Raw genomic sequence first — 26,287 nt, 5'->3', positions numbered from 1 at the left:
GCCGCCCGCGTGTCCGTACCCGGGTCCGTGCACCCGGACCCGGGGGTCCTGGCAGCGGGAAACGAGCAACGAGCATCAGGCAGCGGGCAGCGGGCAGCGGGCAGCGGGCAGCGCATTCCACCCCTTCTCGTCCTCTTGACGATATAAAGCCGTCTCCATTATCGTCTCCATGACGAGAACGAGGGGGTCCGATCATGGCCGACATCACCCGGCGCTTCGGCTGGCGCCATCTGCGCTCCGCGCCCACCGCCCACATCCGCCACCACAAGCGCGGCCGGCTCGCCCACGACGGGGCGGGGCTGAGCTTCTGGTACCGGTCGCTGAGCGCCGCGCTCTCCGAGGTGCCGGTCGACGACCGGGAGCTGGCCATGGCGTTCCACGCCCGCACGGCCGACTTCCAGGACGTCACCGTGCAGGCCACCGTCACGTACCGGATCAGCGACCCGGCCGAGGCGGCCGCGCGCCTCGACTTCTCCGTCGATCCCGACACCGGCGCCTGGCGCGGCGCCCCGCTGGAGCAGATCGCCACGCTGCTGACCGAGACGGCCCAGCAGCACACCCTGGACGCCCTGGCCCGCACCCCGCTGGCCGCCGCGCTCGTGGACGGTGTCGCCGCCGTGCGCGCACGCGTGGCGTCCGGGCTCGCCGACGAGCCCAGGCTGCCCGCCACCGGCATCGACGTGGTCGCCGTGCGGGTCGTCGCCATCCGCCCCGAGGCCGAGGTGGAACGGGCCCTGCGCACCCCCGCCCGCGAGCAGATCCAGCAGGAGGCGGACCGGGCCACCTATGAGCGCCGTGCCGTGGCCGTCGAGCGCGAGCGGGCGATCGCCGAGAACGAGCTGGCCAGTCAGATCGAGCTCGCCCGGCGTGAGGAACAGCTCGTCGAACAGCGCGGCACCAACACCCGCCGCGAGGCGGAGGAGCACGCGGCGGCCGACGGAGTGCGCGCGGAGGCGGAGGCGGCACGCACGGTGCGCCTCGCCCGCGCCGAGGCCGAGGCGGCCCGTGAGGTCGGGGCGGCCCGCGCCGAGTCGCAGGCGGCCTGGCTGCGGGTGCACGGCGAGGTGGAGGCCGCGACCCTGCACGCACTGGCCGCGACCCGGCTCGCCGAGAACCTGCCGCGCATCGACAGCCTCACCCTCTCCCCCGACGTCCTCACCGGCCTGCTCACCAAGCTGGGACGCCCCGCCCCGGAGACGCGGGCGTGAGCCTGGCGCCGCGGGCGGTACTGGTCCACCGCACCACCGAGTACGAGGAGTTGCTGGCCCGGCACGGTACGCACGGCCAGGCGGCGTTCTTCCTCTCCAGCCGGGGCCGGTCCATCGACGAGGTCGCCCGCCGGCACGAGCGGGCCCGGCAGGCGCTCGCCGACGTGGCGGCGGCTGTCCCGTTGCAGTGGCGCCGGTCCCGGGTGGAGCGCGCGGATCTCGACCGGTTCCTGTTCGGGCCGGAGGACGTGGTGGTGGTCGTCGGGCAGGACGGGCTGGTCGCGAACGCCGCCAAGTACCTCTCCGGCCAGCCGGTTGTGGGCATCGACACCGATCCCGGCCGCAATCCCGGCGTTCTGGTGCGCCACCGGCCCGCCGACGCGGCCGCCCTTCTGCGGACCGCCGTGGCGCCGGGCGGCCTGGCGGACGAGCTCACCATGGTCGAGGCGGTGGCCGACGACACCCAACGGCTTCTGGCCCTCAACGAGATCTACCTCGGCCCGGCCGGACACCAGACGGCGCGCTACCGGCTCGGTCCCGACGCCGCGGGCTCCCCCGCCGAGCCGCAGGCCTCGTCCGGTGTCCTGGTCGGCACGGGCACCGGCGCCACCGGGTGGCTGCGCTCCCTGTGGCAGGAGCGCCGCAGCCCGCTCGCCCTGCCCGCCCCCACCGATCCCCGGCTGCTCTGGTTCGTACGCGAGGCCTGGCCCTCACCCGTCACGGGCACCTCGCTGGTCTCGGGAGAACTGGGCCGCGGACAGGGGCTTCGGCTGACCGTCGAGTCCGACCGCGTCGTGGTCTTCGGCGACGGCATGGAAGCCGACGCCGTGGAGCTGACATGGGGCCAGACCGTCCGGCTCGGCATCTCCGCCACCTCACTGCGGCTGGCCGGCTGACCGCGACGGCGGGGGACACCGCCCCGCCCGTAGGCTCGGTGCCCCGCCGGTCACCGACCCCAGGAGGAGCCACCATGGACAGCACCGAAACGCCCCCGGTCCCCGCCCGCAACTCTCGTCCGCCCTTGGCACAGGCGGCGCTGGGGGTCGGCGTGCTCGTACAGGACGGGCAGGGGCGGATCCTGCTCGGCCGCCACCACAGCGGGACCTGGGAACTGCCCGGAGGCAAGGTCGATCCGACGCACGAGTCGGTCGCGGCGGCGGCGGTGCGTGAGCTCCGGGAGGAGACGGGGCTGGAGGCCGACGAGAGCGAGGTGCGCGTCTTCGCGATGCTGCACGACGTGATTCACGGCATCAACCGCGTGACGATGGCCGCGCGGGTAACCGTCGGGGGCGGCGGGGCACAGGTGACCGAACCCCATCTGATCAGCACCTGGCAGTGGACCCGGCCCGAGGAACTCCCGGCACCGCTCTTCGACCCCTCGGCTCAGATCCTCGCGGCCTGGCGCCCCGATCTCGGCATCACGCACCCGCCCGTACACCGGCTGGACATCGTGACCGAGGGAACACAGGCTGAGACCTACACCAATTAATCATTTGCCTAGGCTCCATAGGCAGAGTTAGCGTCGTGGGCATGAAGCCCGTGACCGAGCAGGACATCCGCACATCGTTCGTCAACTGCTCCAAGGGAGAAGCCGGGCGGCTGCCGCTGCCCCGCGATCTCGACGAGCTGCCGTGGGACGACCTCGACTTCTTGGGCTGGCGTGACCTCTCCGCCCCGGGGCGGAGCTACATCGTCACCGAGCGCGGGGGCGGGCTGACCGGGATCTCGCTGCGCTTCCCCTCCCAGCAGCGCGGATTCCTGCACCGGAGCATGTGCTCGCTCTGTCTGACCACCCACCCGGGCAGCGGAGTCTCGCTGATGACCGCCCGCAAGGCCGGCCCGGCGGGGCGCGAGGGCAATTCGGTCGGGCTGTACATGTGCACCGACCTGGCCTGCTCGCTCTATGTGCGGGGGAAGAAGGCCGTCGCCTCGGGCGCCCGTTTCAAGGAGTCGCTCACCTTGGAGGAGCAGATCGCCCGCACGACGGGCAACCTCGCCGCGTTCGTCGCCAAGCTCTTCGGCTGAGCCGGGCGGGCACCGCCGAGCCAGGCTCTCTTCGGCCGGGCGGGCGCCGCCCGGCCGAGGAGCGTGCCCGCCCCCGGTCCTGCGGTCGGGGCGGGCACGGGCCTGTACACGGACCGGTTGCCGCGCCGCACCCTCGCGGGCACCCCGCGCGGTCGAGCCGCGTTCTGCTTGCCCGCGCATCCCCCGCACGGCGCCCCGGTGCACCGGAGCGACCGGGTCGGCTCCGACCCCGCTCCGGCTCCGCCTGCCCGGGCCGCGGAACCGTCCGGGGGCCTCGCAGGTCAGCGGATACCGACCACCACCTCCGCGGGGACCAACGGCGTCCCGTCGGCCAGCCGGAAGTCCAGCGTGATCCGCTGCGTGCCCGGCGCCGCGTCCGCGGTGGCGCGCACGGCCACCCTCTGGGCAGCGCCCCTCGTCCCGCGCACCCTCAGCGTGCCGCTCGCCGGCTCCAGAAGGATCCCGTCGGGCGCGGTGGCGGACCAGTGGACGCTGTGGCCGGTGAAATCGACGTCCTGGGCCTCGACATCGAGCGCCACGGAGTCACCGCCCGGTTCGAGCACCAGGATCCCCGGGTTGCCGAAGCCCGCCGCCGGGCTCGCGTAGGTGTCGACGACACCCTGGCGGATCCGCGCGTCGTCGTACGGGGCCTGGCCCTGCGGGCCGTTCCACCGCCACCACGCCTGCATATTGGGCAGGCAGACGCCGTTGAACCGGTTGCGGTGCACGAGCGCCCGGTACTCCCGGCGGGCCGTGTCGAGTTCGGCGCTGCCCGCCGGTGCCAGACCGATCCTCATGTCGGCCAGGGCGATGTCGAGGTTGCGGGTCAGCCGGTCGAGCAGGGTGCGGGGCCCGGCACCCGTCGCCTGCCCGGTGGCCTCCTGGAGAGCGGCACGGGCCTGGGTGTAGTGCGTGGTGAGTACGGCGGGGCCGTGGGTGTCCGGGTCGAAACGCGTCAGATCGTAGTAGCGGCGCAGCGCCTCTGCCGCCCCGTCGCCGAAGCGGGCCCGGAGGTACCCGTCGAGAAAGGCGTCCGCGTCCAGGGTGCCGTCCCAGGCGAGGGCGGCGAACAGGGCCTGGACGTGCTCGTACGTGATCCAGTCGCCCGGCTCGCTGTACATCCCGTAGCCGTCGATCCCGAGCCCGGACTCGAAGCCGACGTCGCCCGCGATGGTGGCGAGCGGGTGCACCGGCAGACTGCGCCAGCGGTAGCGCCGGTAGTACTCGTACATCGCGAGCGGGCCCCGGTGCGTGGTGCGCCAGGCGCGCAACGCGTTCGCGAACGGCACGTTCGCCCCCGTCGAGGGGTCACCGAGGTGGCCGTCGTAGTTCCGGGAGTACGGGGCGAAGTCCACGATGACCTCGGGGTCGCTCGCGTACTCCGGGTCGGGCGGGCGCACCGTGGAGGCGTACGCGATCCGTTCGACCCGGATCCCCGGCAGTTCCTCCCGCAGTACCCGGACGAGTTCGTTGACCACCACCGACTCGGCGTTGGCGGGGCTGCCGTAGCGGTCCAGGATCGGCTTCTGGAAGGCGCCGACGTCCGGCGGCCAGCAGTCGAAGACCGCTATCTCCGGCCGCCCCCGGAGGAAGGCGAGGACCTTCGCCACGTACGCGGCCAGGGCCTCGGGGTTGTAGATGTCGAAGAGCGGTCCGCCGGACGCGTAGAACTGCGGATGGTCGGCCTTCGGCAGGAAGCTGTCATAGCCGTGGCCACCGGTCTCGATGCGCAGCGCGCGCTTGCCCGCCTCCCGGACCAGCACGTCGCGCACCCCGTCGTACGTCGTGACGCCGAGGCCCAGGTAGTCGGTCGGGTAGACGAAGGTGTTGAGCCGGTTCTTCGCCATCCAGTCGAGCAGCGGCGGCAGGCTCGCCGCGGTGTGGCTGAAGCCTTCCTCGGCGTACTGCCGCCGCAGCGGCGAACCCGGGCGGTCGGTGACGCGTACGGCCGGGAGGGTGAGGGTGCGGATCTTCGGTACGTACTCGTGGTGGCCCTCGTACGCGGGGAAGGCGGGGGCGAAGAAGCGTACGCCGGTCCGCTCCAGGAGCGCGTAGACGGCGTACAGCGCGGCCCGGTCTCCGTTCCCCGTCAGCAGGAGGCAGGTGTCGTCGCCGAGGAGGGTGAAGGAGTCCTCGGGGGCGCCCGCGAGTTCATGGCCGGCGTCCGCGAGCGACGCCGCGGGTATACCGTCCCGTCCGCCGGTGCCGGCGTGCAGGGCAACCAGGCCGGTGACGCCCTGGACGTCACCGCCGGGCGCCGGGAGAGCATGCAGCGGCAGCCGGACACCGGTGATCCGGTGGAGGTAGTCGCGCAGTTCGGCGGCGGCGAACTCGGCGCTGCCGCCGCCCCACCAGAGCACCGAGGCGCGGGCCCTGCCACCGGAGGCCACCCGGAGCGGAGTACCGGCCGGCTGAGCGGTGGCGGCCTCGGCCCGGTTGGCCGTGGTCCCCTGCAGGAGGGCGGCGCCTGCCAGGCCGGCGGCTCCCACGAGCAATCCGCGCCGTCTCACGGCACCCGGTGTGAGGGTGCGGTCTTCGTGCGAGGCGTCGTTCATGAGCGGTCCGCCTTTCCGGCTGCGGCGTACAGGTCGCCGAGGTAGTAGTCCGAGGCCTTGCCGGCCTTGGGCAGCTTGCCCATCCGGCCGAAGACGGCGGCCAGTTCGTCGAACCAGCCGTCGACGGTGCCGTCCTGGGTGAGCTCGGTCAGCTCGGCCGAGGGCAGGATCTTCACGTACTCGGTGGAGCCCTTGAGCTGACCGGCCGGCAGTTTCAGGAAGTCGGCGGTCACCGTCTCCGACTCCTGGGGGTGCGCCGCGATCCAGTCACCGGCCTCCTTGAGCACCCCGGTCACCTTCTTGACGAGTTCCGGGTTCCCGGAGGCCAGCTTCGGCTGGGTGACGAAGACATTGGGGAAGGTCAGCTTGGGGTAGTAGTCCTGCGTCCGGCTGATCTCCTTGAGATCGGGGACGTTCTTCTTCATCGTGTCGATCAGTGGGTACCAGGTGGCCGCCGCGTCGACCTGGCCGGAGGAGAACGCCGTGACGACGGTCGACGCGTCCATGGCGACCTTCGTGACGTCGTCCGGCTTCAGGCCCGCCTCGTTCAGCGCCAGGTCGAGGATCATGTCGCCGGAGGTTCCTTCGGCGACGGCCACTTTCTTGCCCTTGAGGTCGGCCGGCTTCTCGATGCCGGAACCGGGCCGGGCGATGACCCGGTCGGCGAGACCCAGCATGTTGACGGAGACGATGGAGGCGCGGCCGGAGGCGGGGAGCCACAGCGCGCCGGGGCCGAGGTAGCCGAAGTCCAGGCTGCCGGATCCGAGGGCCGTGACCTGGAGCGGTCCGTTGGTGAAGACCTTCAGTTCGGGGCTGACGCCCGCCTTCTTCCACAGCCCCTGCTTCTGGGCGACGGCCAGCGCGACGGAGCCGCTGTAGTCGGCGATGTAACCGAACTTCACCTTCTGCGCTCCGCCGGCGGCGTCCGAGGAATCGTCACCGCAGGAGGTGGCGGTGGAGACGAGCGCCAGGGCCAGGAGAAGTCCGGCGGTTCGGCGGCGGACGGCAGGGATCGACTTCATGACACCATTCCTTCGAGCGGGGCGGGCTGGTGGTGGACGGCGTGCCACACCTGGGCCCGCAGTTCGGCGAACTCTGGCGACAGGCGCTGTTCCTCGGTACGGGGGTAGGGCAGCGTGACCGGGATGACGGTGTGGATACGGCCGGGGCGGGCCGCCATGACGACGACGCGGCTGGCGAGGAAGACCGCCTCGTCGACGTCGTGGGTGATGAACATGACGGTGCGCCGGTCGCGGCCCCAGGTGTCGAGGAGCGATTCCTGCATCCGGACCCGGGTGAGGGAGTCGAGTGCGCCGAAGGGTTCGTCCATGAGCAGGACCTTCGGGTCCACGGCGTAGGCGCGGGCGATGGCGCAGCGCTGTTTCATGCCGCCGGAGAGGGTCTTGGGCAGGGCGTCGGCGAAGTCGGTGAGGCCGACGAGCTCGATGACCTCGCGGGCCCGGCGCCGGCGCTCCGCCTTCTTGACGCCCGCCACCTTGAGTCCGTACTCGACGTTGGCGGTGACGGTCATCCAGGGAAAGAGCGCGTACTGCTGGAAGATGACGCCGCGTTCGGGTGCGGGTCCTCGCACGGGTGTGCCGTCGACGGTGACGTCGCCGTCGGTGGCGTCGAGGAGACCTGCGGCGATGTTCATCAGGGTGCTCTTGCCGCAGCCGGAGGGGCCGACGACGGTGACGAACTCGCCGTCCTCGATGTCGAGGCTGACCCGGTCCAGGGCGAGGAAGTCGCCGTTCCTGACCGCGAAGTCCCGTGTCACGTCATGGAATCGGATGGTGGGCATGGGTTACCGCCGTTCCTGCCAGTGGGTGAGCCGGCGCTCGGCGAGGAGGAGCAGCCGGTCCATGGCGAGGCCGATCGCGCCGATCGCGATGAGCTGGACGAAGATGGTCGGCAGGTCGTAGTAGACCTGCGCCTGCTGCATCCGGTGGCCCAGTCCGCCCTGGGCCGCGATGAGTTCCGCGGCAACGACGGTCGCCCAGGACGCGCCGAGGCCGATCCGCATGCCGACCAGGATGAACGGGGTGGAGGCGGGCACGACGACGCCGAGGAACACCTGCGGGTCGCGGGCGCCGAGCACCCGGGCCGCGTTGACGAGGGTGACGTCGACGGAGACGACGCCCTGGAAGGTGGAGACGACACAGGACAGGAACGAGGCCAGGAAGATCACGAAGATCTTCGGGGTCTCGTCGATGCCCATGAGGACGATGGCGAGCGGAATGATCGCGAGCGGCGGCACCATGCGGAAGAACTGCAGCCACGGTTCGATCAGCCGGCGGACGACCGGGTACCAGCCCATGAGGAAGCCGACCGGCACCGCCAGGAGGACACCGAGGGCATAGCCGGTGAGGACGCGTTTCAGGCTGGCGCCCGCGTCTTCGAAGAGCGTGCCGTCGGCGATGAGTTCACCCGCCCGGCGGGCTACGGAGACGGGGCCGGGGAAGCCCTCGATACCGCTGCCGGCGAGTACCACCCAGACGAGCAGCCCCAGTGCGGCGGAGGCGAGGCCCAGCAGGGTGTTGGTGATCCGGCCGGTTCCCCGCTTCTTCCTGGTGCCGCGCGGATCCTTCGGGCGCGGGGTCTTCGAGGCCGGCGAGCCGGGCGGGCCCGTCGGTTGTTCCTCGACGGCTTCGGTCGGTGCCTTCATGCCACTTCCTCCGCGACGCCGTCGACGTCCGCGGCCCGGTCGCCGCCGATGTCCGCCATGTAGCTCATCCAGGTGTAGGCCGGGTCGCCGCGGCGCAGCAGTTCGCGGTAGAGCCGGACGGTCAGGTCGCGCCGGACCTCCGCGTAGGCGGGCGCGTCGTACACGTTGTGCAGCTCGTGCGGGTCGGTCTCCAGGTCGTACAGCTCGTGCACGCTCTCCGGGTTGTGCACGAGCTTGTGGCGCCGGTCCCGGAGCATGCGCTGGGAGTACGGGAAGTGGTGACCGTGGAACTCGGCGACGATCTCTTCGCGGGTGTCCCCGGCATCGGCCCCGTGCAGCAGGGGCAGCAGGCTGGTGCCGTCGCACGGTTCGGGCACGGGGGCCCCGGCCAGTTCGAGAATGGTCGGGTTGAGGTCGATGAGGGAGGCGAAGTCGTCGCTGACCTGGGCGGGGGCGCCGGGGATCCGGGCGATGCCGGGGATGTTGTAGATGTCCTCGTACATGGCCGGGCCCTTGTCGTTGAGCCGGTGGGCGCCGGTGAACTCGCCGTGGTCGGCGGTGAAGAAGACCGCCGTGTCGTCCCACATGCCGTGCCCCTTCAGGGCCTCGATGAGCCGGCCGGCCTGGCGGTCGATCATCGTGACGTAGCCCCAGTAGACGGCGATGAGCTTGCGCCAGGCCGCGGCGTCGAAGTCGTCCGACGACCAGTAGGCGCTGTACTGGCGCTGTACTTCGGGCTTCCCCGCGAAGGTCTCGGCCATCGAGGCCGGCAGGGGTACGTCGTCGGGGTCGTACAGGTCGTAGTAGCTGTCGGGGATCAGGTAGGGCAGATGCGGGCCGTACCAGTGGCAGGACAGCATGAACGGCGTGCCGGCCGCCTTCCAGTCGGCTGCGTAGCGGTCGAGCAGGGCGAGCGTGCGGTCGGTCAGGAAGGCCTCGATGGTGGCTTCGGCGGGCTGCTGGAGGCGGCCCGCGATGAGGTGGCCACGGCCGGTGCCGTTGGCCGCGGTCCCGAAGACGGGTTCGCGTACCGAGAAGGGCGGGAAGCCGTTCTCCTCCAGCCACTTCTCGTACGAGGGGTGGTGGACGGGGTTGAGGGCGCCGGGCAGGTGCTCACCGTCCAGGCCGTAGAACTCGGGGCCGCGCTCGCGGCCGATGTGCCACTTGCCGACATGGCCCACCGAGTAGCCCCGGTCCTTCAACCGGCCCCAGAGCGTGGGGTCCTCGTCGGAGAGCTCGTCCTTGCTCCCCCCGTTGCGTTCGGGGTTGTTCAGCATCCCGTGGCGGAAGGGGTGCAGGCCGGTGGCCAGCGAGGCGCGGGCCGGGGTGCAGATCGCGGTCGGGGTGTAGAAGCGGTCGAAACGGGTCCCTTCGGCCGCGAGGGCGTCCAGGGCCGGGGTCTCGACGAGTGGGTTGCCGTAACAGCCCAGGGTGTCCACCCGGTGCTGGTCGGTCATCAGGAACAGGACGTTGCGCGGAGCCACTCGGGCCGCCCTTTCGGTGGTCGCTCACAGTGCTGCCGGGGAGCCGGCCGGCACACCGTCGGATGAGGTCTGGACGTGTGCCGGTGTCGGCAATTGACCGGAACTGTAGGGACGGCGGCTTTTTTACGTCAACCCTTGGGAATAAACATTGTGTGAATTCGTCCCGGGCGTTGACAGAAACCCCTTGACCGATCGACCATGCGTGAATGACGGAACGCACCGATGCACTCCAGCGCCTGCGCAGGGCCAACGAAGCCGCCGTACTCGGTGAACTCCGCAGGTCGGGCGCGCTGAGCCGCGGCGAGCTGAAGGCGCGGGTCGGTCTCTCCCGCACCACCCTGTTCGCGATCGTGTCCGATCTGCTGGAACGCAAGGCCGTCGTCGAGCAGCAGGCCCCCGATCCCGAGCAGCCGCGCGGCCGCGGCAGGCCTGCCCTGGAGATCTCGCTCAACTCCCGCGGCGCCGAACTGATCGGCATCGATCTCCAGCGCCACCACATCCATGTGGTGGTGGCGAACTGCGCCCATGAGATCGTCGGCCGCCACAGCGCCCCCGTCCCGGCGGACAGCGGCGCGGCCGAACGTGCCGCGCAGGCGATCCGCACCGTCGAGGACCTGGTGCGGCGCGAGAACATCAGCCTCGCCCCCATCGCCGGGATCGGCCTCGGCCTTCCCGGCTTCGTACAGAACCCGGCTTCCGGTGACCCGCGCACGATGACCCCGTTCGCCGGCCGTGTCGCCGCGGAACTGGGCCGGCACTTCGACGCCCCCGTGCTCACCGACAACAACTCGCGGCTCGCGGCCCTCGCCGAGGTGACCTGGGGAGCGGCGCGCGGGATCGACAACGCGGTCTATCTGCGCTGGTCGGAAGGGGTCGGTGGCGGACTGGTCGTCAACGGCTCACTGGTCCACGGCGCCCATGGCACCGCCGGCGAGATCGGCCACACCAGCTGCGACCCCGAGGGAAAGCCCTGCCACTGCGGTGGACGGGGCTGCCTGGAAGGCCTCATCTCCGTCCCCGCCCTGCTGGCCGCCTGCGCCGATCGCGGCGTGCGGGCCGCTGACGCCGCCGAACTGATCGCGCTCGCGGCCGCGGGCCAGCCGGACACGGCCGAGGTGATCCGGGACGCGGCCGTCGTCGCGGGTCGGGTGCTCGCGGCCCTCGCCGCTCAGGTCGACCCCGAATGCATCGTCGTCTACGGCGAACCGGCGTCCCTCGACGCGCTCGTCCTCACGCCGATCCGTGAACAGCTCGCCGCGCTCTCCCTGCCGTCCGCGCCGCGCACCATCGAGGTACGCGGATCCGCACTCGGCGGCGAGGCGGCCGCGCTCGGCGGCGTGGCGCTGCTGCTGCGCACCACCGGCCAGGACCTGGCGGAGCTGCTCGACCGGCCGGCTTCCGGTCCGGATGCCGGGGACGACCGGCCGCGCGACGAGGAGAGCTCACCGTGAACGCCTGCTGCGGGCCCGCCCGCGCACACACGGCGCCTGCCGCTGCCACTCCCCCGGCGGACTTCGCCGTCCCCGTGCGCCGTCCCGCCGAACTGCTGCGCGCCATGGTGGCGGTGCCCGGTGGCCCGTTCCTGATGGGTGGTGAGGACGAGGACGCGTTCCCGGCCGACGGCGAGGGGCCGGTGCGCGAGGTGACCGTCGCCCCGTTCCACATCGACGCGACCGCCGTCACCAACGCCCGCTTCGCCGTCTTCGTCAAGGCCACGGGGTACCGCACCGAGGCCGAACTCATCGGCTGGTCCTACGTCTTCGGCTCCTTCGTCCCCCCGCACGCCCGGCACGCCGTGCTGGCGGGCACGGTGCCCGGCGCCCCCTGGTGGCGGGCGGTGGCCGGGGCGTACTGGCGGGCACCCGAAGGACCGGGCACCTCGATCGGCGACCGCCGCGACCACCCGGTGGTCCACATGTCGTGGCACGACGCGACGGCCTATGCCCGCTGGGCCGGCAAGCGGCTGCCCACCGAGGCCGAGTGGGAGAAGGCGGCCCGCGGCGGACTCGTCCGGGCCCGCTTCCCCTGGGGCGACGAGCTCACCCCGAACGGCCGGCACCGCTGCAACATCTGGCAGGGCGACTTCCCCGTACGCAACACCCGCGAGGACGGCTTCACGGGCACCGCGCCCGTCAAGGCGTACGCCCCCAACGGCTACGGGCTCCACAACACCTCGGGCAACGTGTGGGAGTGGTGCGCCGACCGGTTCAGTGCCGACTGGCACGCCGAAGCCCGGCCCGAGACCCGCCGCGACCCCGTCGGTCCACCGCACGGCGGGAGCCGGGTGCTGCGCGGCGGCTCGTACCTGTGCCACCGCTCGTACTGCAATCGCTACCGTGTCGCCGCCCGCACCTCCAACACCCCCGACAGTACGACGGGGCACGGCGGTTTCCGCTGCGCGCTCACCCTCTGACCCCCCGCGTCGCGAGCCGCGCACATCCGGCTATCCTGGCCGCCGCACCGGACACGGGGTGCCCCACGAGGGGCTGAGAACACACCCGTCGAACCTGAACCAGTTAGCACTGGCGGAGGGATGTCTCATGTCATTGCCGTATGCCCAGGACGAGCGCGCCGCCCTGGAACCGCGACCCGCGTTCGGCGGGCGCATGCCCAACGCCCCCGGCGATCTGCGCATCGAGGCACACGGCATAGCCCCCGTGCCCGAGGACCGCCGCTACGGCAGCCCCGGCCGGCTGTTCACCGTCTGGTTCGCCCCCAATCTGACCATGACCGGGGTCTTCACCGGCACGGTCGGCATCGCGCTGGGCCTGGACTTCGCCACGGCGCTCGCCGCCGTCGTGCTCGGCACGCTCGTGGGAGCCGTGCCCACCGCGTACCTGGGCACCTGGGGCAGCCGGACCGGTGCCGGGCAGCTCCCGCTCGCACGCCTCGCGTTCGGCCGCGGTGTCGTCCTGCCCGGCGCGCTGCAGTGGCTGTCGTCCATCGCCTGGGACGCGCTGATCGGCCTGTTCGGCGGGGATGCGCTGGCCCAGTTGTGCGGCTGGCCGTTCTGGCTGGGGGTACTGGTCATGATGGCCGCGCAGGGCGCGCTCGGCGTCCTGGGGTACGAGGTGATCCACCGGCTCCAGACCGTGATGACGTTCGCTCTGGCCGCCGCGTTCGTCGTGCTCGCCACGAAACTCCTGGACGGGGTCCACCCCGCCGCCACCGGCACCGTGCACGGCGCCGACCGGGCGGGCGCGTTCGTCCTGACGTGCACCATCGCGCTCAGTCTGGCGCTGTCCTGGGCGCCGTACGCCAGTGACTTCAGCCGCTACCTGCCGCGCACCGCGTCCACGCCGCGCATGTTCTGGTGCACGCTGCTCGGCATCAGCGTCTCCTTCGTCGCGGTCCAGACCCTCGGCCTGTGGGGTGCGGCCGTCTTCACCGACCAGACCGCGCACGGCATCGACACGCTGCTCGGCGGGGGCGCCCTCGGCGCCTTCGGGCTGCTCTCCGTGGCCCTCGCCGCACTGTGCAGCAACGCCATGAACGACTACAGCGGATCGCTGGCGTTGCAGACCATGGGGGTCCGCCTGCCGCGCCCCGTCGCCGCCGCACTCGCCGCGGCCCTCGGCTTCCCGCTCGTGCTGTGGATGCACGCGGCGGACACCACGACACGCTTCCAGAACGTCCTGCTGCTCGTCGGCTACTGGATCCCCGCATTCGTCGCGATCGTCGCCGTCGACTGGTTCGTCAGGGCCAGGGCACGCGACGGCGCACCCGTCGATCTGGCCGCCGAGAGCGCCCGCCCGCAGCCCTGGTGGCCGGCGCCGGCCGCCTTCGCGCTCGGCTTCGCAGCGGCGACGCCGTTCATGAACACCAGTCTGTACGTGGGCCCGGTCGCGAAGGCGCTGCACGGAGCGGACCTCGCGTACGGTGTCGCGTTCCTCGTGGCCCTGGCGGTCTACACACCGCTACGGCTGCGCAACCGGCCCTGACCGCATGGCACTGCGGCACAGGGCGGGCTCCGCAGCCGTCGGACCCGTGTCCTGAGGGCGGGCCGGAGGCTCAGCCGCCGGCCAGGGTGCGGCCGAGCAGGGGCAGCAGGCGGTCCCAATGGCGTTGCAGCGCGGCGGCATCGAAGGCGTCGGTGTCGGACATGGTGAAGCCGTGGGCGGTCCCCGGAAGGATCTCCGAGGTGTGGGTGACACCGGCGGCGTCCAGTGCCTGATCGAGCGCGCCGAGCGACTCGGGGGTCATGTCCGTCTCGGCGTGGGCGAAGTAGACCTCGGCGGTGAGACGGTTCAGGGTGTCGGGCCCGTCGGCGCCCACGGGACCGTGGAATCCGGCGACGGCGGCCACCTGGCCGGGGTGGGCCGCGGCGGTGCGCACCGCCAGGAGACCGCCGAAGCAGTACCCGGTCACCGCGACCGGTCCGTCGACGACCTCGGGCTGGGCGGTGAGGAACCGGAGGTAGGCGTCGGCGTCGCTCAGGGCACGTTCGACGGTGTGCGCCTCGATCAGGGGCATCAACTGCTCGAACACCTTCGCCCGGGTTCCTTCCCCGATGTGCTCGGGAAGATCGATCACCGGCGCCGGGCCGTGGCGGTAGAAGAGGTTGGGGACGAGCACGTAGTAACCGTGCCCGGCGAGTTCGCGGGCCATCTCCCGCAGCACGGGCCGGATGCCGAAGCCGTCCGGGTACATCAGCACACCCGGGCATCGCTCGCCGCGGTCGGGAAAGGCGGCGAAGGCGTCGGCCCTGCCGTCCGCGGTGGGAATGTGCAGCGTCTTGACGGTCATGAGTTCTCCTGTCGTGGTTGACGTGTCGAGCTGTCATCAACACGGCAGGAGGCGGGGCCCGCGCAGCAGCGCCGGATCCCCGGTCCGGCAGCGGGCCGGTACCGGCCCGTACGGCGCTCAGGGGAGTGCCGGGTCGCCGATTCGTGTGTGGCGCGAGGCCGTCCCGGTGGTCATCGCGTCATAACGTAGCCCACCGGCCGGCAGGGGTGCCAGGCCGCCGGGTCACGGGCCGTTGCGTGAGCCGCGTCTCTCCGCCCTCTTCCGGACCTGAGGGCTGTCCCGCAACCTGGTGGATCAGCGCCCGGCGTCGGATGCGGTGCATCGCAAGACGGAGGAACGTCCGCGTACTCGATGCATGCGGACGTTCCGGCAACGGAGGGGCACCCCGTGCCGTTGAGGCTACGGGGAGAGGTGCCGTAGCTGCCGTCGTGTGCCCACCAGGGATTGCGGGACAGCCCTTCGTGCCGGGCGGACCGGGCTCGGCACTGGGGCCGTTAGGGGTGCGACTGGGGTTTGCGGGGGCGGGGACGACGCCTAAGGTCGGCGTTCCGGGCCGGGTGGGTGATCCTTCGGCGGCCTGACGAAGGGTGGGAGGGCATCATGACGGAGAGCGAATCGTGGGCGGTCCGGTCCCGGGGAACGGCGGACGGCATCGTCCTGGCCGTCGACTTCCCCGGCACGGGCAGGCCGGAGGCCGGCTTCACGGAGCTCGCCTCGAAGTGGGACAGCCCCTACGCCCTGTGGGAGACGCTGCCTCCGCCGCTGGCGTCGGGTGTGGCGCTCAGCGGAGCCGAGTGGATCGACCGCTGGCTGGAGGACGTGCGCGAGAGCGGTAGGCCGGTGCGCGCCGTCATGGCGTTCTGTGCCTCCAGCCCCTACGCCGCCATCCTCTCGGACAGGGTGGCGCAGTTCCAGGACACGGTCCCGCGCACGATCTTCTTCGACCCTGACATCCCGCAGGAGTTCTTCCTGCACTGGCAGTACCAGATGATCACGGAGCGGTTCCTCACCGAGCTGACCCCCGAGGAGAAGTCCGCGGCGCGCGAACGCGGCGAGCGCGCCCGGGAGACGGCCACCGACGTGACCGCGCTGGGCACGGAACTCATCGCGCTGTTCCGTGAGTACGGTGCTCCGGCCTGCCGTCGCGCCGGCCTCGACGCGGAGCGCACCAAGGAGTACCTGGCCGGCTTCACCACGTACATCTCGTTCGTGTGCGGCTCCAGTCAGGTCGCGACCGACGACCCCGACGCGCTGGTACGCGTCTGGTCGAAGGCGACCGCGGTGACCTCCGCGGGCAGTGGTGAGGCGGCGCGGCTCGTGGGCGAGCAGGTCGCCTTCCCCGACGTGGCCCACGCCGACCTGCTGGGGCACGAGAAGGTGGCCGCCGCCGTCGCGAACCTCCTCGCCGACTGACATGGCTCCCGACGCCGCAGGACTCACCGCCGCCCCGGCCGCGCTGACCGGTCCGCAGCGCCCGCTGGCCGGGCCCCTGTTACCGGAGCTCCTCGACACGATCGCCGCCGCCCGGCCGGAGGCGACGGCACTCGTCGCCCCGGACGCCACCTACACGTACGCCCGGCTCCACGCGCACGTACAGCAGTTGGCCCGGCTCATCGCCGAGCGCACGGCCGGCGCCCCCGACGACGAGGTGCTCGTCGCCGTGCTGCTGCCCCGCGGCGCCGCCTCGCTCACGGCGCTGCTCGCGGTGCTGGCGGCGGGTGCCACCTATGTACCGGTGGACAGCGGCTATCCGCCGAACCGGATCGCCGCCATGCTCGCCGACACCGGACCGCACCTGTTGATCTCCACCCGCGCACTCGCCGCGGAGCGGGCCCCGGACATTCCGGCGTTGCTCCTGGACGCCCCCGAGGTGGCGGCGGACATCGCCGCGCGGCCCACGAGCGCCCTCACCGACCGGGACCGGGTGCGTCCGCTGTCGCCGCGGAGCGCCGCCTACGTGCTGTTCACCTCGGGTTCCACGGGCCGGCCGAAGGGTGTGGTCGTCGAGCACCGGTCACTGCTGAATCTGCTGGTCTCGCACCGTGAGGCGTTCTTCGGGCGGGCCGCCGCCCACCTCGGACGGTCGCGGCTGCGGGTGGCGCACACCGCCGCTCTGTCCTTCGACGCCGCATGGGATCCGGTGCTGTGGCTCTTCGAAGGTCACGAGCTGCACCTGATCGATGACACGACCCGGCGCGATCCCGCGCTGCTGGTCGCCTACATCGCCGACCGGGGCATCGACGTCGTCGAGACGACCCCCACCATCGCCGAACAGCTGGAGCACTGCGGCCTGTTCACCGCCACCGGACGTCATCGGCTGGGCGTACTGGCCCTCGGTGGCGAGCCGATCGGCAGCGGCCAGTGGACGAGGCTGCGCGGGCTGCCGCATCTGCTCGCGCTGAACCTCTACGGGCCGAGCGAGTGCACCGTCGACGCGTTCGTCGCGCCGCTGTCCGACTCCCCGTCGCCCACGATCGGGCCTCTGCCGGTGGCCAACACGGTGGCGTACGTCCTCGACGAGGCAGGGAAGCCGTGCGCCGCCGGGGAGATCGGCGAGCTCCATCTGGGGGGTGCCGGTGTCGCCCGCGGCTATCTCGGCCGTCCCGATCTGACCGCCGAGCGGTTCCGGGACGATCCCTGGCTCCCGGGAGGACGGCTGTACCGCACGGGCGACCTGGTGCGGATCCTGCCGCACGGCGTCGTCTTCGTCGGCCGGGCCGACGGCCAGGTGAAACTGCACGGCCAGCGGCTGGAGACCGGCGAGGTGGAGACCGTGCTGGTGCGACACCGGAGCGTGGCGCAGGCCGCCGTGGTGCTGCGTGAGGACGCACCGGGGGCGCAGCGTCTGGTGGGGTACGTGGTGCCCGCGGCCGGAGCGAGGTGCGCCCCGGACGAACTCATGGCCCACGCGGCCGAGTCGCTGCCCGCCTACATGGTGCCGTCCGAGGTGGTGTCGCTGGCGGAGCTCCCCCTGACGCCGAACGGGAAGCTGGACCGGTCCGCTCTGCCGCGCCCGGAGCGTGCCGGCACGCAACGGGCCGGCGTGCAACGGCTCAGCGCCGGACGCGCCCACTCGGTACCGGCCCAGCGGACTCCGGCGGAACGGCTGTTGTGCCGGCACTTCTCGGACGTTCTCGGTGGCGGGGACGTGGGGCCGGAGGACGACTTCTTCCACAGCGGCGGGGACAGTATGGGCGCGATCCGGCTGATCGCCGCGCTGCGTGCGCAGGGAATGGCGCTGCGACTGCAGGATGTGTTCGAGCACCGCACGCCCAAGGCGCTCGCCGATCTCGTCGACATCGCCTGAGCGAGCCTGCCGTCGTACGTGAGACCGCCCGGCCCTTCGTGGAGTGCCGGGCGGTCTCACGTACGACTGCTCCCGGCACCTCATGGGGAGCGGGGCGGTCCCGCGTACGACTGCTCCCGGCACCTCATGGAGAGCGGGGCGGTCCCGCGTACGACTGCTCCCGGCACCTCATGGAGAGCGGGGCGGTCCCGCGTACGACTGCTCCCGGCACCTCGTGAGGTGACAGGCGGAGTCGCACGCGTCGGCCCCCAGCGCCTCGTGAGATGTCAGGCGGAGGTCGCACGCGACGGCCCGGCCCCCTTGCGGGGTGCCGGGCGGTCCCGCGTCGGGCCGCGGTCAGGCGGCGGCCGGACGGGCCGTGGGCCACGGCCCGCCGTTCAGCTTCTCGTACAGCCGGCCCAGGCCGAGCAGTGTGGCCTCGCCGTGGGGGCGGCCCATGAACTGCAGCCCCACCGGCAGGCCCCTCTCGGGCCGGCCGCACGGCACGGACAGCGCCGGCAGCCCGGCCAGGCTGGCGGGATGGGCGAAGCGGGTGCTGGCCACCGGCACCACGTCCATGCCGCCGTCGGGCAGCGACAGGAAGAACTCGCCGTGCTCGACGGGGGTGATGGCGACCGTGGGCAGCACGAACGCGTCGACGCCCTCGAACGCCGCACGCCACTGCCGGTGCACCAGCTGACGCACCCGCAGCGCGTCGATGTAGTCGCGGGCCGGCACCAGCGCGCCTTCCTCCAGCCGGTCACGCGTCGTGGGGTGCAGCTCGATGCCGCTTTCGAGGGTGCCTCGGTGGCCGGTGCTCGCCTCGGCCGCCATGATCAGGGACACGGCCGGCGACACCATGTCGACCATCGGCAGCGGGACGCGAACGATCCGCGCCCCGTGTTCGGCGAGCTGTTCCACGGCCTCGGCGACACGCTCGGCCACCTCTGAGGAGCACCGCGCGAACAGCGCGTCGTCGGGCACGGCGAGGGTCAGGCCCGCAGCCGAATCCGGGCAGCCCGCGTCCGTGGTGCCGGGTCCGCCGAGCGCGGAGAAGGCCAGCGCGGCATCGTCCACGGTGCGCGCCAGCACGCCCGGGGTGTCGAGCGACCAGGACAGTGCCGTCGTCCCGTCGGAGGGAAGCAGTCCGTACGTGGGCTTGAGGCCGACCACACCGCACATCGCGGCGGGGATACGGACCGATCCCCCGGTGTCGGTGCCCAGCGCAAGGGGCCCGAGCCCCGCGGCGACGGCCGCGGCCGCGCCTCCACTGGATCCTCCGGCGGAGCGCTCGGGGCATCGGGGGTTGCGGGTGCCCGGGGTGACGGTCCCGAAGGCGAACTCGTCCATCCGGGTCTTGCCCAGCACGAGGGCTCCGGCCGCCCGCAACCTCGCCACGACGGCCGCGTCCTGAGCGACCGGTGCGCCGCCGGCCTCGCGCAGCGCCTCGCAGCCGGCCCAGGTCGGCGTGCCGGCCACGTCGAAGAGGTCCTTGACGGAGACCGGCACACCGTCCAGGGGACCCGAAGGGCCGTTCAGGGCGATGCGCTTGGCGGCACGCTCGGCCTCTTCCAGCGCCGACTCCTCCAGGACCAGGGTGTAGGCGCCGATGGCCGGGTCGGTCTGCCGTATGCGTGCCAGGATCCCGGCGACCAGGTCGACGGGGTCGAGGCTGCCTTCGGCGATCCGCGCAGCCGCCTCGGCGGCGGTCAGTTCGTGCGGCGGGGTGGCCGGATCGGCGACGGGCCCGGTGGCCGGATGGGTGGCCGGACCGGCGGCGGTCCCGACCGCCGCATCGTCGACGGGCCCGTTGGCCGGATCGGTGAGGGGCTCGGTGGCTGCCATCGTGCTCACTTCCATTCGATGTGGAACCCTGGGCGGAGCCGCTCCGCGTCCAGGTCCACCGCGTCCAGAGTCTTGCCGCAACCGAGGAGACGTCCTCGGCGCTGTTCGAGCGCCCCCCACCGCTCCGGCGCGAGGCCGATCCGGAAGACCTTGGCGAGAAGGCCGGCGGCGGCATGCGTGTCCTGTTCCTCTTCCACGAATCGGATTCCCTGTCTGAAGACTGATTACCGGTCACATCACCTACTGCCGTAAAGGAAAATAGCAAGAATATGGCAGTCCCTGAAGACGCCGGAACAATATCCCCGACCCTCTGTTTCACCCGGGCGGTTACCCCTTTCATTCCAGGGGTAATTAGGGGGCGAATAGGGGTGGGTGAACTCCGTAGCCTCCGCAGGGTGACCACACCTGCAGTGACAATGGGCGCGCGGCTGCGCGGCCGGGGGACGAGTGACGGCGCGAGCCGGCCGGGCCCCCGCTGGGACCGTCGGACCACGGCTCTTCTGGCGCGGTCGGCCGAAGTACGCGGCAGGGGCGTCGACATGGCGACGGCCGATTTCACGGAGTGGCTCGCCGGGCGGCACCGGGAGCACACATTCACCGTGGACAAGATCCCTTTCGCGGACCTCAAGGGCTGGCACCTCGCCCCTCGTACCGGAAATCTGGTGCACAGTTCGGGGCGCTTCTTCACGGTCGAGGGGCTTCATGTCCGTACCACGACCGGACTTTTCCCTGAATGGCACCAGCCGATCATCAGGCAGCCCGAGGTGGGCATCCTGGGAATTCTGGCGAAAGAGTTCGACGGCGTCCTGCATTTCCTGATGCAGGCGAAGATGGAGCCGGGGAATCCGAACCTGCTCCAGCTGTCGCCCACCGTGCAGGCCACGCGCAGCAACTACACGCGCGTGCACCGCGGCTCGCCCGTCCGCTATGTGGAGTACTTCACCGGTCCGCAGCGGGGCGCGGTTCTCGCCGATGTGCTCCAGTCCGAGCACGGCTCATGGTTCTTCCGTAAGAAGAACCGCAACATGGTCGTCGTCACCGACGACGAGGTGCCGCCGCATCCCGACTTCTGCTGGCTGACGCTGGGGCAGCTGAACGTGCTGCTCGGTCAGGACAACACCGTCAACATGGACGCCCGCACCGTGCTGTCGAGCCTGCCGCCCCGCACCCAGGACCCGGCGGGCCGGCTCGCCCTGCACCCGGACGTCGACCTGCTGAGCTGGCTGACCGAGCACCGCTCCACCCACGAGTGGACCATCGAGACGGTGCCGATGCTGGGTCTCCCCGACTGGCGGCGGACCGACCGGGAGATCACCCGCGAGGACCGGCGCTACTTCGATGTCGTCGCGGTCGCCGTCAAGGCCGGCAACCGCGAGGTGACGAGCTGGACCCAGCCCCTGATCGAGCCGCACGGCGAAGGGCTCACGGGGTTCTTCGTGCACGACTTCGACGGTGTGCCCCATGTCCTCGCGCATGCCCGGATGGAGGGTGGGCTGCCCGGTGTCGTGGAGATCGCACCGACCGTGCAGTGCGTGCCGGAGAACTACTCGGACGATGTGCTGCCGCGCTACACCGACCGCATGCGGTCGGCACCGTCGACCCGCATCCGGTACTCGGCCGTGCATTCGGAGGAGGGCGGCCGGTTCCTGAACGCCACGAGCCGCTATGTCCTGGTGGAGGCCGAACACGCGTTGGCCACCGAGCAGCCGCCGCCGGACTACGCCTGGCTCAGCGTCGGCCAGCTGGAACGGATGACCGGCGCCGGACTGACCGTCAACGTGCAGGCACGCACGCTGCTGACGTGCCTGCGGTCCCTCCCGGACGCACCGTGACGGATGCCGGCTCACGGCATGCCGCGGCGGGCGCAGACCCCCTGCCTACCGCGACGAACGCGGACCCCCGGCATTCCGCGACGGACGCGCACACCATCGACGCCTCGCTGCGGAGGGACGCCCCGCCTCGGGGAAACGCCTGGTCGCGGAGAGACACCCCGCCGCAGACGGGCGCCCCGCTGCGGATAGGGGTGCTCGGCGCGGCCTCGATCGCCCGGCGCAGGATGCTCCCGGCGTTCGCCGCCGCGGCCGGGACCCGGATCACCGCGATCGCCACCCGTGAGCCGGGCCGCGCCGACGACCTGGCCGCCGCCCACGATTGCGCCGCCGTCACCGGGTACGAGGCTCTGCTCGCCCGCGGCGACGTCGACGCCGTGTACATTCCGGTGCCCTCCGCACTGCACGCGCACTGGACCCATGAGGCACTGTCGGCCGGCAAGCACGTCCTGGTCGAGAAGCCGCTGACCGGCGACCCGGCGGAGGCGAAGCGGCTCACCGGGCTCGCCGCCTCCCGCTCCCTCGTCCTGATGGAGAACGTGATGTTCGTCCATCACGGGGCCCACGAAGAGGTACGCGAACTGGTGAGGGCCGGCATGATCGGCGAACTGCGCCACTTCCAGGCCACGTTCACCATCCCGGCTCTGCCCGCCGACGACATCCGGCACCAGCCGGAACTGGGCGGCGGCGCTCTCGACGACGTGGGCGTGTACCCCTTGCGCGCCGCCGGCCACTTCCTCGGTACGGGGCTGGAGGTGGCGGGCGCGACGCTGGTCACCGAGGACCGGTACGGGGTCGACATGGGCGGAGCCGTACTGCTGCGCTCCCCCGGTCCGGCACCCGTGACCGCGCATCTCGTCTTCGGTATGCACCACGCCTACGACTCGTCGTACGAGCTGTGGGGCACCCGCGGCAGCATCCGGGTCGAGCGGGCGTTCACTCCGCCCGCCGACCATGTCCCGGTGGTGCGGGTGCGCACGGAGCGGGAACAGTTGCTGCGCCTGGCGCCACAGGACCAGGTCGCCGCCACGGTACGAGCGTTCGCGGCGGCGGCGACGGGCGGCGGCGACACCGGGGACGGAGCTGCCCGGGAGGGCGCCGTGTGGGCGGTCGAGCTGGCCCGGCTGCTGGCGGACGTCCGGGAGCGGGCCGCATCGAGCGGCTGATGGGGACGTGGCACGGCAGGGCGACTGATACGAAAGCGGCACCGGGACCGCCCTCACCGGGACGCGACACGGCGGGGCGCCGGACGGCATTCGTCCGGCGCCCCGCCTTCCGTTCACGGACAGTCGCCGTCACAGCCGCAGGTGCCGCCGTATGACGTCGAGGACCTGGCCGGCCTGGTCGTTGAGGTAGAAGTGGCCGCCGGGAAAGACATGCGCGTCACTGGGACCGTCGGTGTGGGCGGCCCAGGCACGGGCCTCCGCCACCGTGGTCGTACTGTCGTCGTCGCCCGTGAGCACCGTGAGGGGACAGCCCAGCCGGTCGTCGGGGCGCGGCTCGTACGTCTCGACCGCCTTGTAGTCGCCGCGGATGGCGGGCAGGACCATGCTCCGCAGCTCCTCGTTCTCGAAGACCTGGTCGTCGGTGCCGCTCAGCCCGCGTACGGCGTGGATCAGTTCCGCGTCACCGGCCCGGTGCAGGTTCTCGCTGGGCCGCACCGCGGAGGGCGCGCGCCGCCCGGACACGAACAGCCGCACCGGGGCGCGGCCCGCCTTCTCCAGCCGCATCGCCACCTCGTAGCCGACGAGCGCGCCCATGCTGTGCCCGAACACGGCCAGCGGGCGTTCGTCTCCGTCCGTCACCGCCTCGGTGATCCTGTCGGCCAGTTCCCGGATGCTGCCGAGCGGAGGTTCCGCGCGGCGGTCCTGCCGGCCGGGGTACTGCGCCGCAAGGACGTCGGCCGCCGTCCCGAGTGCGCGGGCCACCGGAAGGTAGTAGCTGGCGGCGCCGCCCGCGTGCGGCAGGCAGAGCAGCCGGACGGCGGCGTCGGGCGCCGGCTGGTAGCGGCGTATCCATACGCCGGTGTCGACCGCGGAGGTCATGGTGTTCTCACTTCCTGTTCGGGATGTGGACCGTCGTACCCGCCCGGTCGGCGGGTGACCGTCCCCGGGGCGTCGTGCCGCCCCGGGGACGGATCCGGATCGACGGCCGTTCAGCCGGCGGGGAGTTCGGACACGAGCTCCCCGCCGAGATATCCGGCCAGTTCGGCCGGACTGTAGTGGTCATAGATCAGTTCTGCGGGCAGTTGGAGTCCGGTGATGGCGGCGAGGCGGTGACTGAACTCGACCGCGGTCAGGGACGCGAAGCCGAGATCCATGAAGTCTCCCTCAGCGCTGACCACTTCGGTGGACGAATGTCCGAGGACGACGGCAGCCTGTCCGCGCACCAGCTCGAGCAGCGTCTCGGTGCGCTGCCGCGCGTCCTGCGACGCGAGCACCCGGCGCAGTGAATCAGGGCCGTCCACTCCGGCGAGGGGCCCGTTCGCCTCTCCGCCGGCCGTCTCAGCCGCCGCCAGCGCCGCACGGGCCTGCGGGATCCGCAGGAGCAAGCGGTGGCTCCGCGCTTCGGGCCGTACCGCGATGTGCCGTCCCCAGTCGGTGGTGGAGACGGCGAACAGTCCGTCGGTACGGTCGGCGGCCCGGCCCAGGATCGTGGGGACCAGGGCGTCGGGCCGGTCGACGGCCACCAGCCGCAGGGCGGCGCCGGCCGCCGCTCGCTGCCGGGCCATGCTCTCGAACCATGCGGCCAGGACAGGGCCGGCCGCCCGAACAGTGCCTTCGCCGGCAGCAGCACCGGTTCCGCCCGCCTCGCCGATGCGGCTGCTCTCCCTGCTGCCCCCGGCTTCACCGCAGTCTCCGAGAAGGCTGGTGAACGGCATGACGAGGAAGACAGTGACCGGGTCGGGCCCGTCTGCGAGCGCCACGAGCGTGCTGACCACGGACTGTTCGGCGCCCAGCACCTCGTCCAGGGCCTTGGCCGAGGTCGGTTCCAGGAGCCCTTCGGACTTCTCGGCCCGCGGCATGTGGATGACAGAGGTGAGGGAGACACCGGTCGGGAGCGGGGCGATGTCGGCCAGGTCAGCGGTCGTACGGACGTGCACGACCCCTGCGCCGAACAGCCGGTCTGCGACCTGCTCGCGCCACTCCTTGTCCCCGCCGCTGACCAGAACCCCGCCGCGCAGGGCCGCGGGAAGCGCGTCGCCGGAACGGGCGGTCTCAGCGGATGCCGTAGGGGCTTCGGCCGGCAGGAGGCGGCGGGCGAAGACACCGGACGTGCGGATCGCCAGCTCGGTCTCGGCGCCCTTCGCGGGTTGGACCAGCACTCCCGGAAGCCTCGACAGCGCCCGGCCGCTCCAGCCGGCCTCCAGATCGATCACACCTCCCCAGTTGCCGACCGGCCGGTCGGCGAGTACTCGGCCCAGCCCCCACACCACGGCCTGCTCCGGTGCGGTGATCCCGTCGACGGCGCTGCTCGCGACCGCGCCCGACGTCAGGGACCACAGGGGCGCGGTCGAACCGCACTCCGCCAGGGCGTGGACCAGGGCCAGCGTGCTCTCCGCCGCCCGCCCGGGGTCGGCCTGCGACACACCGGCGGAGGCCAGCGGGAGCAGGGACAGGACTCCGGCTGGGACGAGCGGGTCGGGCCCGGACACGAGCAGCGACCGCAGTTGCGGCAGGAGGCTGTCGTACGTGCTCGGGGCCGGGGAGCTCTCGTCCCCCGTACCGGTGATCAGGATGCGTACGTCCGCTCCGGCGGCGCGAAGGACGCCGCGAAGGCGTGCGACCGCACGGGCACCGTGGTGGTGGTCGTTGTCGTGGTCGCCGTGGTGGTCGTGGTGGTCGCCGCCGTCGATGAGGTCTTCCGGGACCGCGAGGAGCCAGGTGCCCTCAAGTCGTTGAGGCGCATCGTCGGCGGGGCCTGCGGCGGTCCATCCGATGCGGTAGTGGGGCGGGGGTGCGGCAGCTCGCCGTCGCCCGAGCCACGAGGCCAGTACCGGCAGCGCCGCGCCGATGGCCGCCTGCTCCTCCGGTACGTCGAGATCCAGGAGCCTCGCCAGCGCCGTCGTGTCCTCGCTGGCGACCGCCTGCCAGAAGCTGCTGCCGGCGTCCTGCGGAGTTCCCGAGCTCTCGCCGGCCTCGGCGCTCTGCTCCGCGGACAGCTCCTCGGGATCCAGCCAGTAGCGTTCGTGTTGGAAGGCGTAGGTGGGCAGGTCGGTGTGGCGGGCTCCGGGCAGCAGTGCCGCCCAGTCGAGCGGGACGCCGGCCGTGTGCAGGCGTCCGACTGCTGTCATGGCAGTGCGTGTCTCATCCCGGTCGCGGCGCAACACCGGAACCGTGAAGGCGTCGGGAATGCTCTGCCCGACCAGGCCGGACAGGACCGCATCCGGACCCACCTCGACAAACACCCGGGCACCCTCGGCATGGAGTGCCGACACGGCGTCGGCGAAACGTACGGCGTCACGGACGTGGCGAACCCAGTAGTCGGCCGTCGCAATCTCCGCACCGACCAAAGCACCGGTCACCGACGACACGAACGGCAGCCGCGGTGCCGTGAACGAGAGGCCCTCCACGACCTTTTGGAACTCCGCCAGCATCGGCTCCATCAGCACGGAGTGGAACGCGTGACTCACATTCAACCGCT

General features: G+C 72.0%; 21 protein-coding genes and 1 riboswitch. Of the genes, 11 read left to right on the top strand and 10 right to left on the bottom strand.

Annotated features, from left to right (window positions below; translation table 11 throughout):
* The first annotated feature begins 194 nt into the window (after positions 1-194).
* The 4 genes from ACGFZA_RS19765 to ACGFZA_RS19750 all read left to right on the top strand — a co-directional run bounded on the left by ACGFZA_RS19765 (position 195) and on the right by ACGFZA_RS19750 (position 3,233).
* Entirely contained in the window at positions 195-1,208 is a 1,014-nt protein-coding gene (locus tag ACGFZA_RS19765; protein WP_393680585.1) for an SPFH domain-containing protein, read from the top strand.
* Positions 1,205-2,104: a hypothetical protein gene (locus ACGFZA_RS19760; RefSeq protein ID WP_393680583.1), complete on the top strand. Its 900-nt coding sequence runs from the start codon at positions 1,205-1,207 to the stop codon at positions 2,102-2,104. Before ACGFZA_RS19765 ends, ACGFZA_RS19760 begins: the two co-directional genes overlap by 4 nt.
* A 74-nt stretch (positions 2,105-2,178) precedes the next feature.
* Complete coding sequence (locus tag ACGFZA_RS19755; RefSeq protein WP_393680581.1) at positions 2,179-2,697, top strand: NUDIX hydrolase; 519 nt, start codon at positions 2,179-2,181, stop codon at positions 2,695-2,697.
* A 41-nt stretch (positions 2,698-2,738) separates the two neighbouring features.
* Positions 2,739-3,233 carry an FBP domain-containing protein gene (locus ACGFZA_RS19750; RefSeq protein ID WP_393680579.1) on the top strand — a complete coding sequence of 165 codons (495 nt, stop codon included), beginning with the start codon at positions 2,739-2,741 and terminating at the stop codon, positions 3,231-3,233.
* Between the two features lie 281 nt (positions 3,234-3,514).
* On the opposite strand, the gene ACGFZA_RS19745 is transcribed toward ACGFZA_RS19750, so the two are convergent.
* Genes ACGFZA_RS19745 through ACGFZA_RS19725 form a run of 5 tightly spaced genes read right to left on the bottom strand, consistent with a single transcriptional unit; the run spans position 3,515 to position 9,937 of the window.
* Positions 3,515-5,788 carry a DUF4838 domain-containing protein gene (locus ACGFZA_RS19745; RefSeq protein ID WP_393680577.1) on the bottom strand — a complete coding sequence of 758 codons (2,274 nt, stop codon included), beginning with the start codon at positions 5,786-5,788 and terminating at the stop codon, positions 3,515-3,517.
* Positions 5,785-6,810 (bottom strand): aliphatic sulfonate ABC transporter substrate-binding protein, encoded by a 1,026-nt coding sequence (locus ACGFZA_RS19740; RefSeq protein WP_393680575.1) that lies wholly within the window; start codon positions 6,808-6,810, stop codon positions 5,785-5,787. Before ACGFZA_RS19740 ends, ACGFZA_RS19745 begins: the two co-directional genes overlap by 4 nt.
* Positions 6,807-7,589 (bottom strand): ABC transporter ATP-binding protein, encoded by a 783-nt coding sequence (locus ACGFZA_RS19735; protein WP_393680573.1) that lies wholly within the window; start codon positions 7,587-7,589, stop codon positions 6,807-6,809. Before ACGFZA_RS19735 ends, ACGFZA_RS19740 begins: the two co-directional genes overlap by 4 nt.
* A 3-nt stretch (positions 7,590-7,592) precedes the next feature.
* On the bottom strand, positions 7,593-8,453 hold the full coding sequence (locus ACGFZA_RS19730) for an ABC transporter permease (RefSeq protein ID WP_393680571.1): 861 nt from the start codon (positions 8,451-8,453) through the stop codon (positions 7,593-7,595).
* Entirely contained in the window at positions 8,450-9,937 is a 1,488-nt protein-coding gene (locus ACGFZA_RS19725; protein WP_393680569.1) for a sulfatase-like hydrolase/transferase, read from the bottom strand. The genes ACGFZA_RS19730 and ACGFZA_RS19725 overlap by 4 nt, the downstream gene beginning before the upstream one ends.
* A gap of 206 nt (positions 9,938-10,143) precedes the next feature.
* On the opposite strand from ACGFZA_RS19725, the gene ACGFZA_RS19720 reads away from it, so the two are divergent.
* From ACGFZA_RS19720 to ACGFZA_RS19710, 3 genes are all read left to right on the top strand, one after another.
* Positions 10,144-11,388, top strand: coding sequence for an ROK family transcriptional regulator (locus ACGFZA_RS19720; RefSeq protein ID WP_393680567.1), 1,245 nt, complete (start codon positions 10,144-10,146; stop codon positions 11,386-11,388).
* On the top strand, positions 11,385-12,350 hold the full coding sequence (locus tag ACGFZA_RS19715) for a formylglycine-generating enzyme family protein (protein ID WP_385286240.1): 966 nt from the start codon (positions 11,385-11,387) through the stop codon (positions 12,348-12,350). The genes ACGFZA_RS19720 and ACGFZA_RS19715 overlap by 4 nt, the downstream gene beginning before the upstream one ends.
* 44 nt (positions 12,351-12,394) lie before the next feature.
* A riboswitch (TPP riboswitch) is annotated at positions 12,395-12,488 on the top strand.
* On the top strand, positions 12,478-13,878 hold the full coding sequence (locus ACGFZA_RS19710; RefSeq protein ID WP_393680564.1) for a purine-cytosine permease family protein: 1,401 nt from the start codon (positions 12,478-12,480) through the stop codon (positions 13,876-13,878). Its footprint overlaps the riboswitch before it by 11 nt.
* A gap of 70 nt (positions 13,879-13,948) precedes the next feature.
* Here the strand turns inward: ACGFZA_RS19710 and ACGFZA_RS19705 are convergent, their stop codons facing one another.
* Positions 13,949-14,683 (bottom strand): dienelactone hydrolase family protein, encoded by a 735-nt coding sequence (locus ACGFZA_RS19705; RefSeq protein WP_393680562.1) that lies wholly within the window; start codon positions 14,681-14,683, stop codon positions 13,949-13,951.
* 600 nt (positions 14,684-15,283) lie between these two features.
* Between ACGFZA_RS19705 and ACGFZA_RS19700 the strand changes: the two genes are divergently transcribed.
* Together ACGFZA_RS19700 and ACGFZA_RS19695 are read left to right on the top strand one after the other, a co-directional pair.
* Positions 15,284-16,096, top strand: coding sequence for a hypothetical protein (locus tag ACGFZA_RS19700; protein WP_385286245.1), 813 nt, complete (start codon positions 15,284-15,286; stop codon positions 16,094-16,096).
* A gap of 1 nt (position 16,097) precedes the next feature.
* Complete coding sequence (locus tag ACGFZA_RS19695; protein ID WP_393680559.1) at positions 16,098-17,990, top strand: amino acid adenylation domain-containing protein; 1,893 nt, start codon at positions 16,098-16,100, stop codon at positions 17,988-17,990.
* A gap of 336 nt (positions 17,991-18,326) precedes the next feature.
* On the opposite strand, the gene ACGFZA_RS19690 is transcribed toward ACGFZA_RS19695, so the two are convergent.
* Together ACGFZA_RS19690 and ACGFZA_RS19685 are read right to left on the bottom strand one after the other, a co-directional pair.
* Positions 18,327-19,814, bottom strand: coding sequence for an amidase (locus tag ACGFZA_RS19690; protein ID WP_385286248.1), 1,488 nt, complete (start codon positions 19,812-19,814; stop codon positions 18,327-18,329).
* Between the two features lie 5 nt (positions 19,815-19,819).
* Positions 19,820-20,011, bottom strand: a complete 192-nt coding sequence (locus tag ACGFZA_RS19685; RefSeq protein WP_393680557.1) for a hypothetical protein — start codon at positions 20,009-20,011, stop codon at positions 19,820-19,822.
* 198 nt (positions 20,012-20,209) lie between these two features.
* Between ACGFZA_RS19685 and ACGFZA_RS19680 the strand changes: the two genes are divergently transcribed.
* Complete coding sequence (locus tag ACGFZA_RS19680; RefSeq protein ID WP_393680555.1) at positions 20,210-21,646, top strand: NDP-hexose 2,3-dehydratase family protein; 1,437 nt, start codon at positions 20,210-20,212, stop codon at positions 21,644-21,646.
* Entirely contained in the window at positions 21,616-22,809 is a 1,194-nt protein-coding gene (locus tag ACGFZA_RS19675; RefSeq protein ID WP_393680553.1) for a Gfo/Idh/MocA family protein, read from the top strand. The genes ACGFZA_RS19680 and ACGFZA_RS19675 overlap by 31 nt, the downstream gene beginning before the upstream one ends.
* A 129-nt stretch (positions 22,810-22,938) precedes the next feature.
* On the opposite strand, the gene ACGFZA_RS19670 is transcribed toward ACGFZA_RS19675, so the two are convergent.
* On the bottom strand, positions 22,939-23,688 hold the full coding sequence (locus ACGFZA_RS19670; protein WP_393680552.1) for a thioesterase II family protein: 750 nt from the start codon (positions 23,686-23,688) through the stop codon (positions 22,939-22,941).
* A 110-nt stretch (positions 23,689-23,798) separates the two neighbouring features.
* On the bottom strand, positions 23,799-26,287 hold a 2,489-nt coding region (locus tag ACGFZA_RS19665), incomplete at its 5' end, for an acyltransferase domain-containing protein (RefSeq protein WP_393680550.1).

Source organism: Streptomyces sp. NPDC048211, assembly GCF_043202315.1.
GTDB lineage: Bacteria > Actinomycetota > Actinomycetes > Streptomycetales > Streptomycetaceae > Streptomyces.
This window is presented reverse-complemented; position numbering and strand designations above follow the sequence as displayed.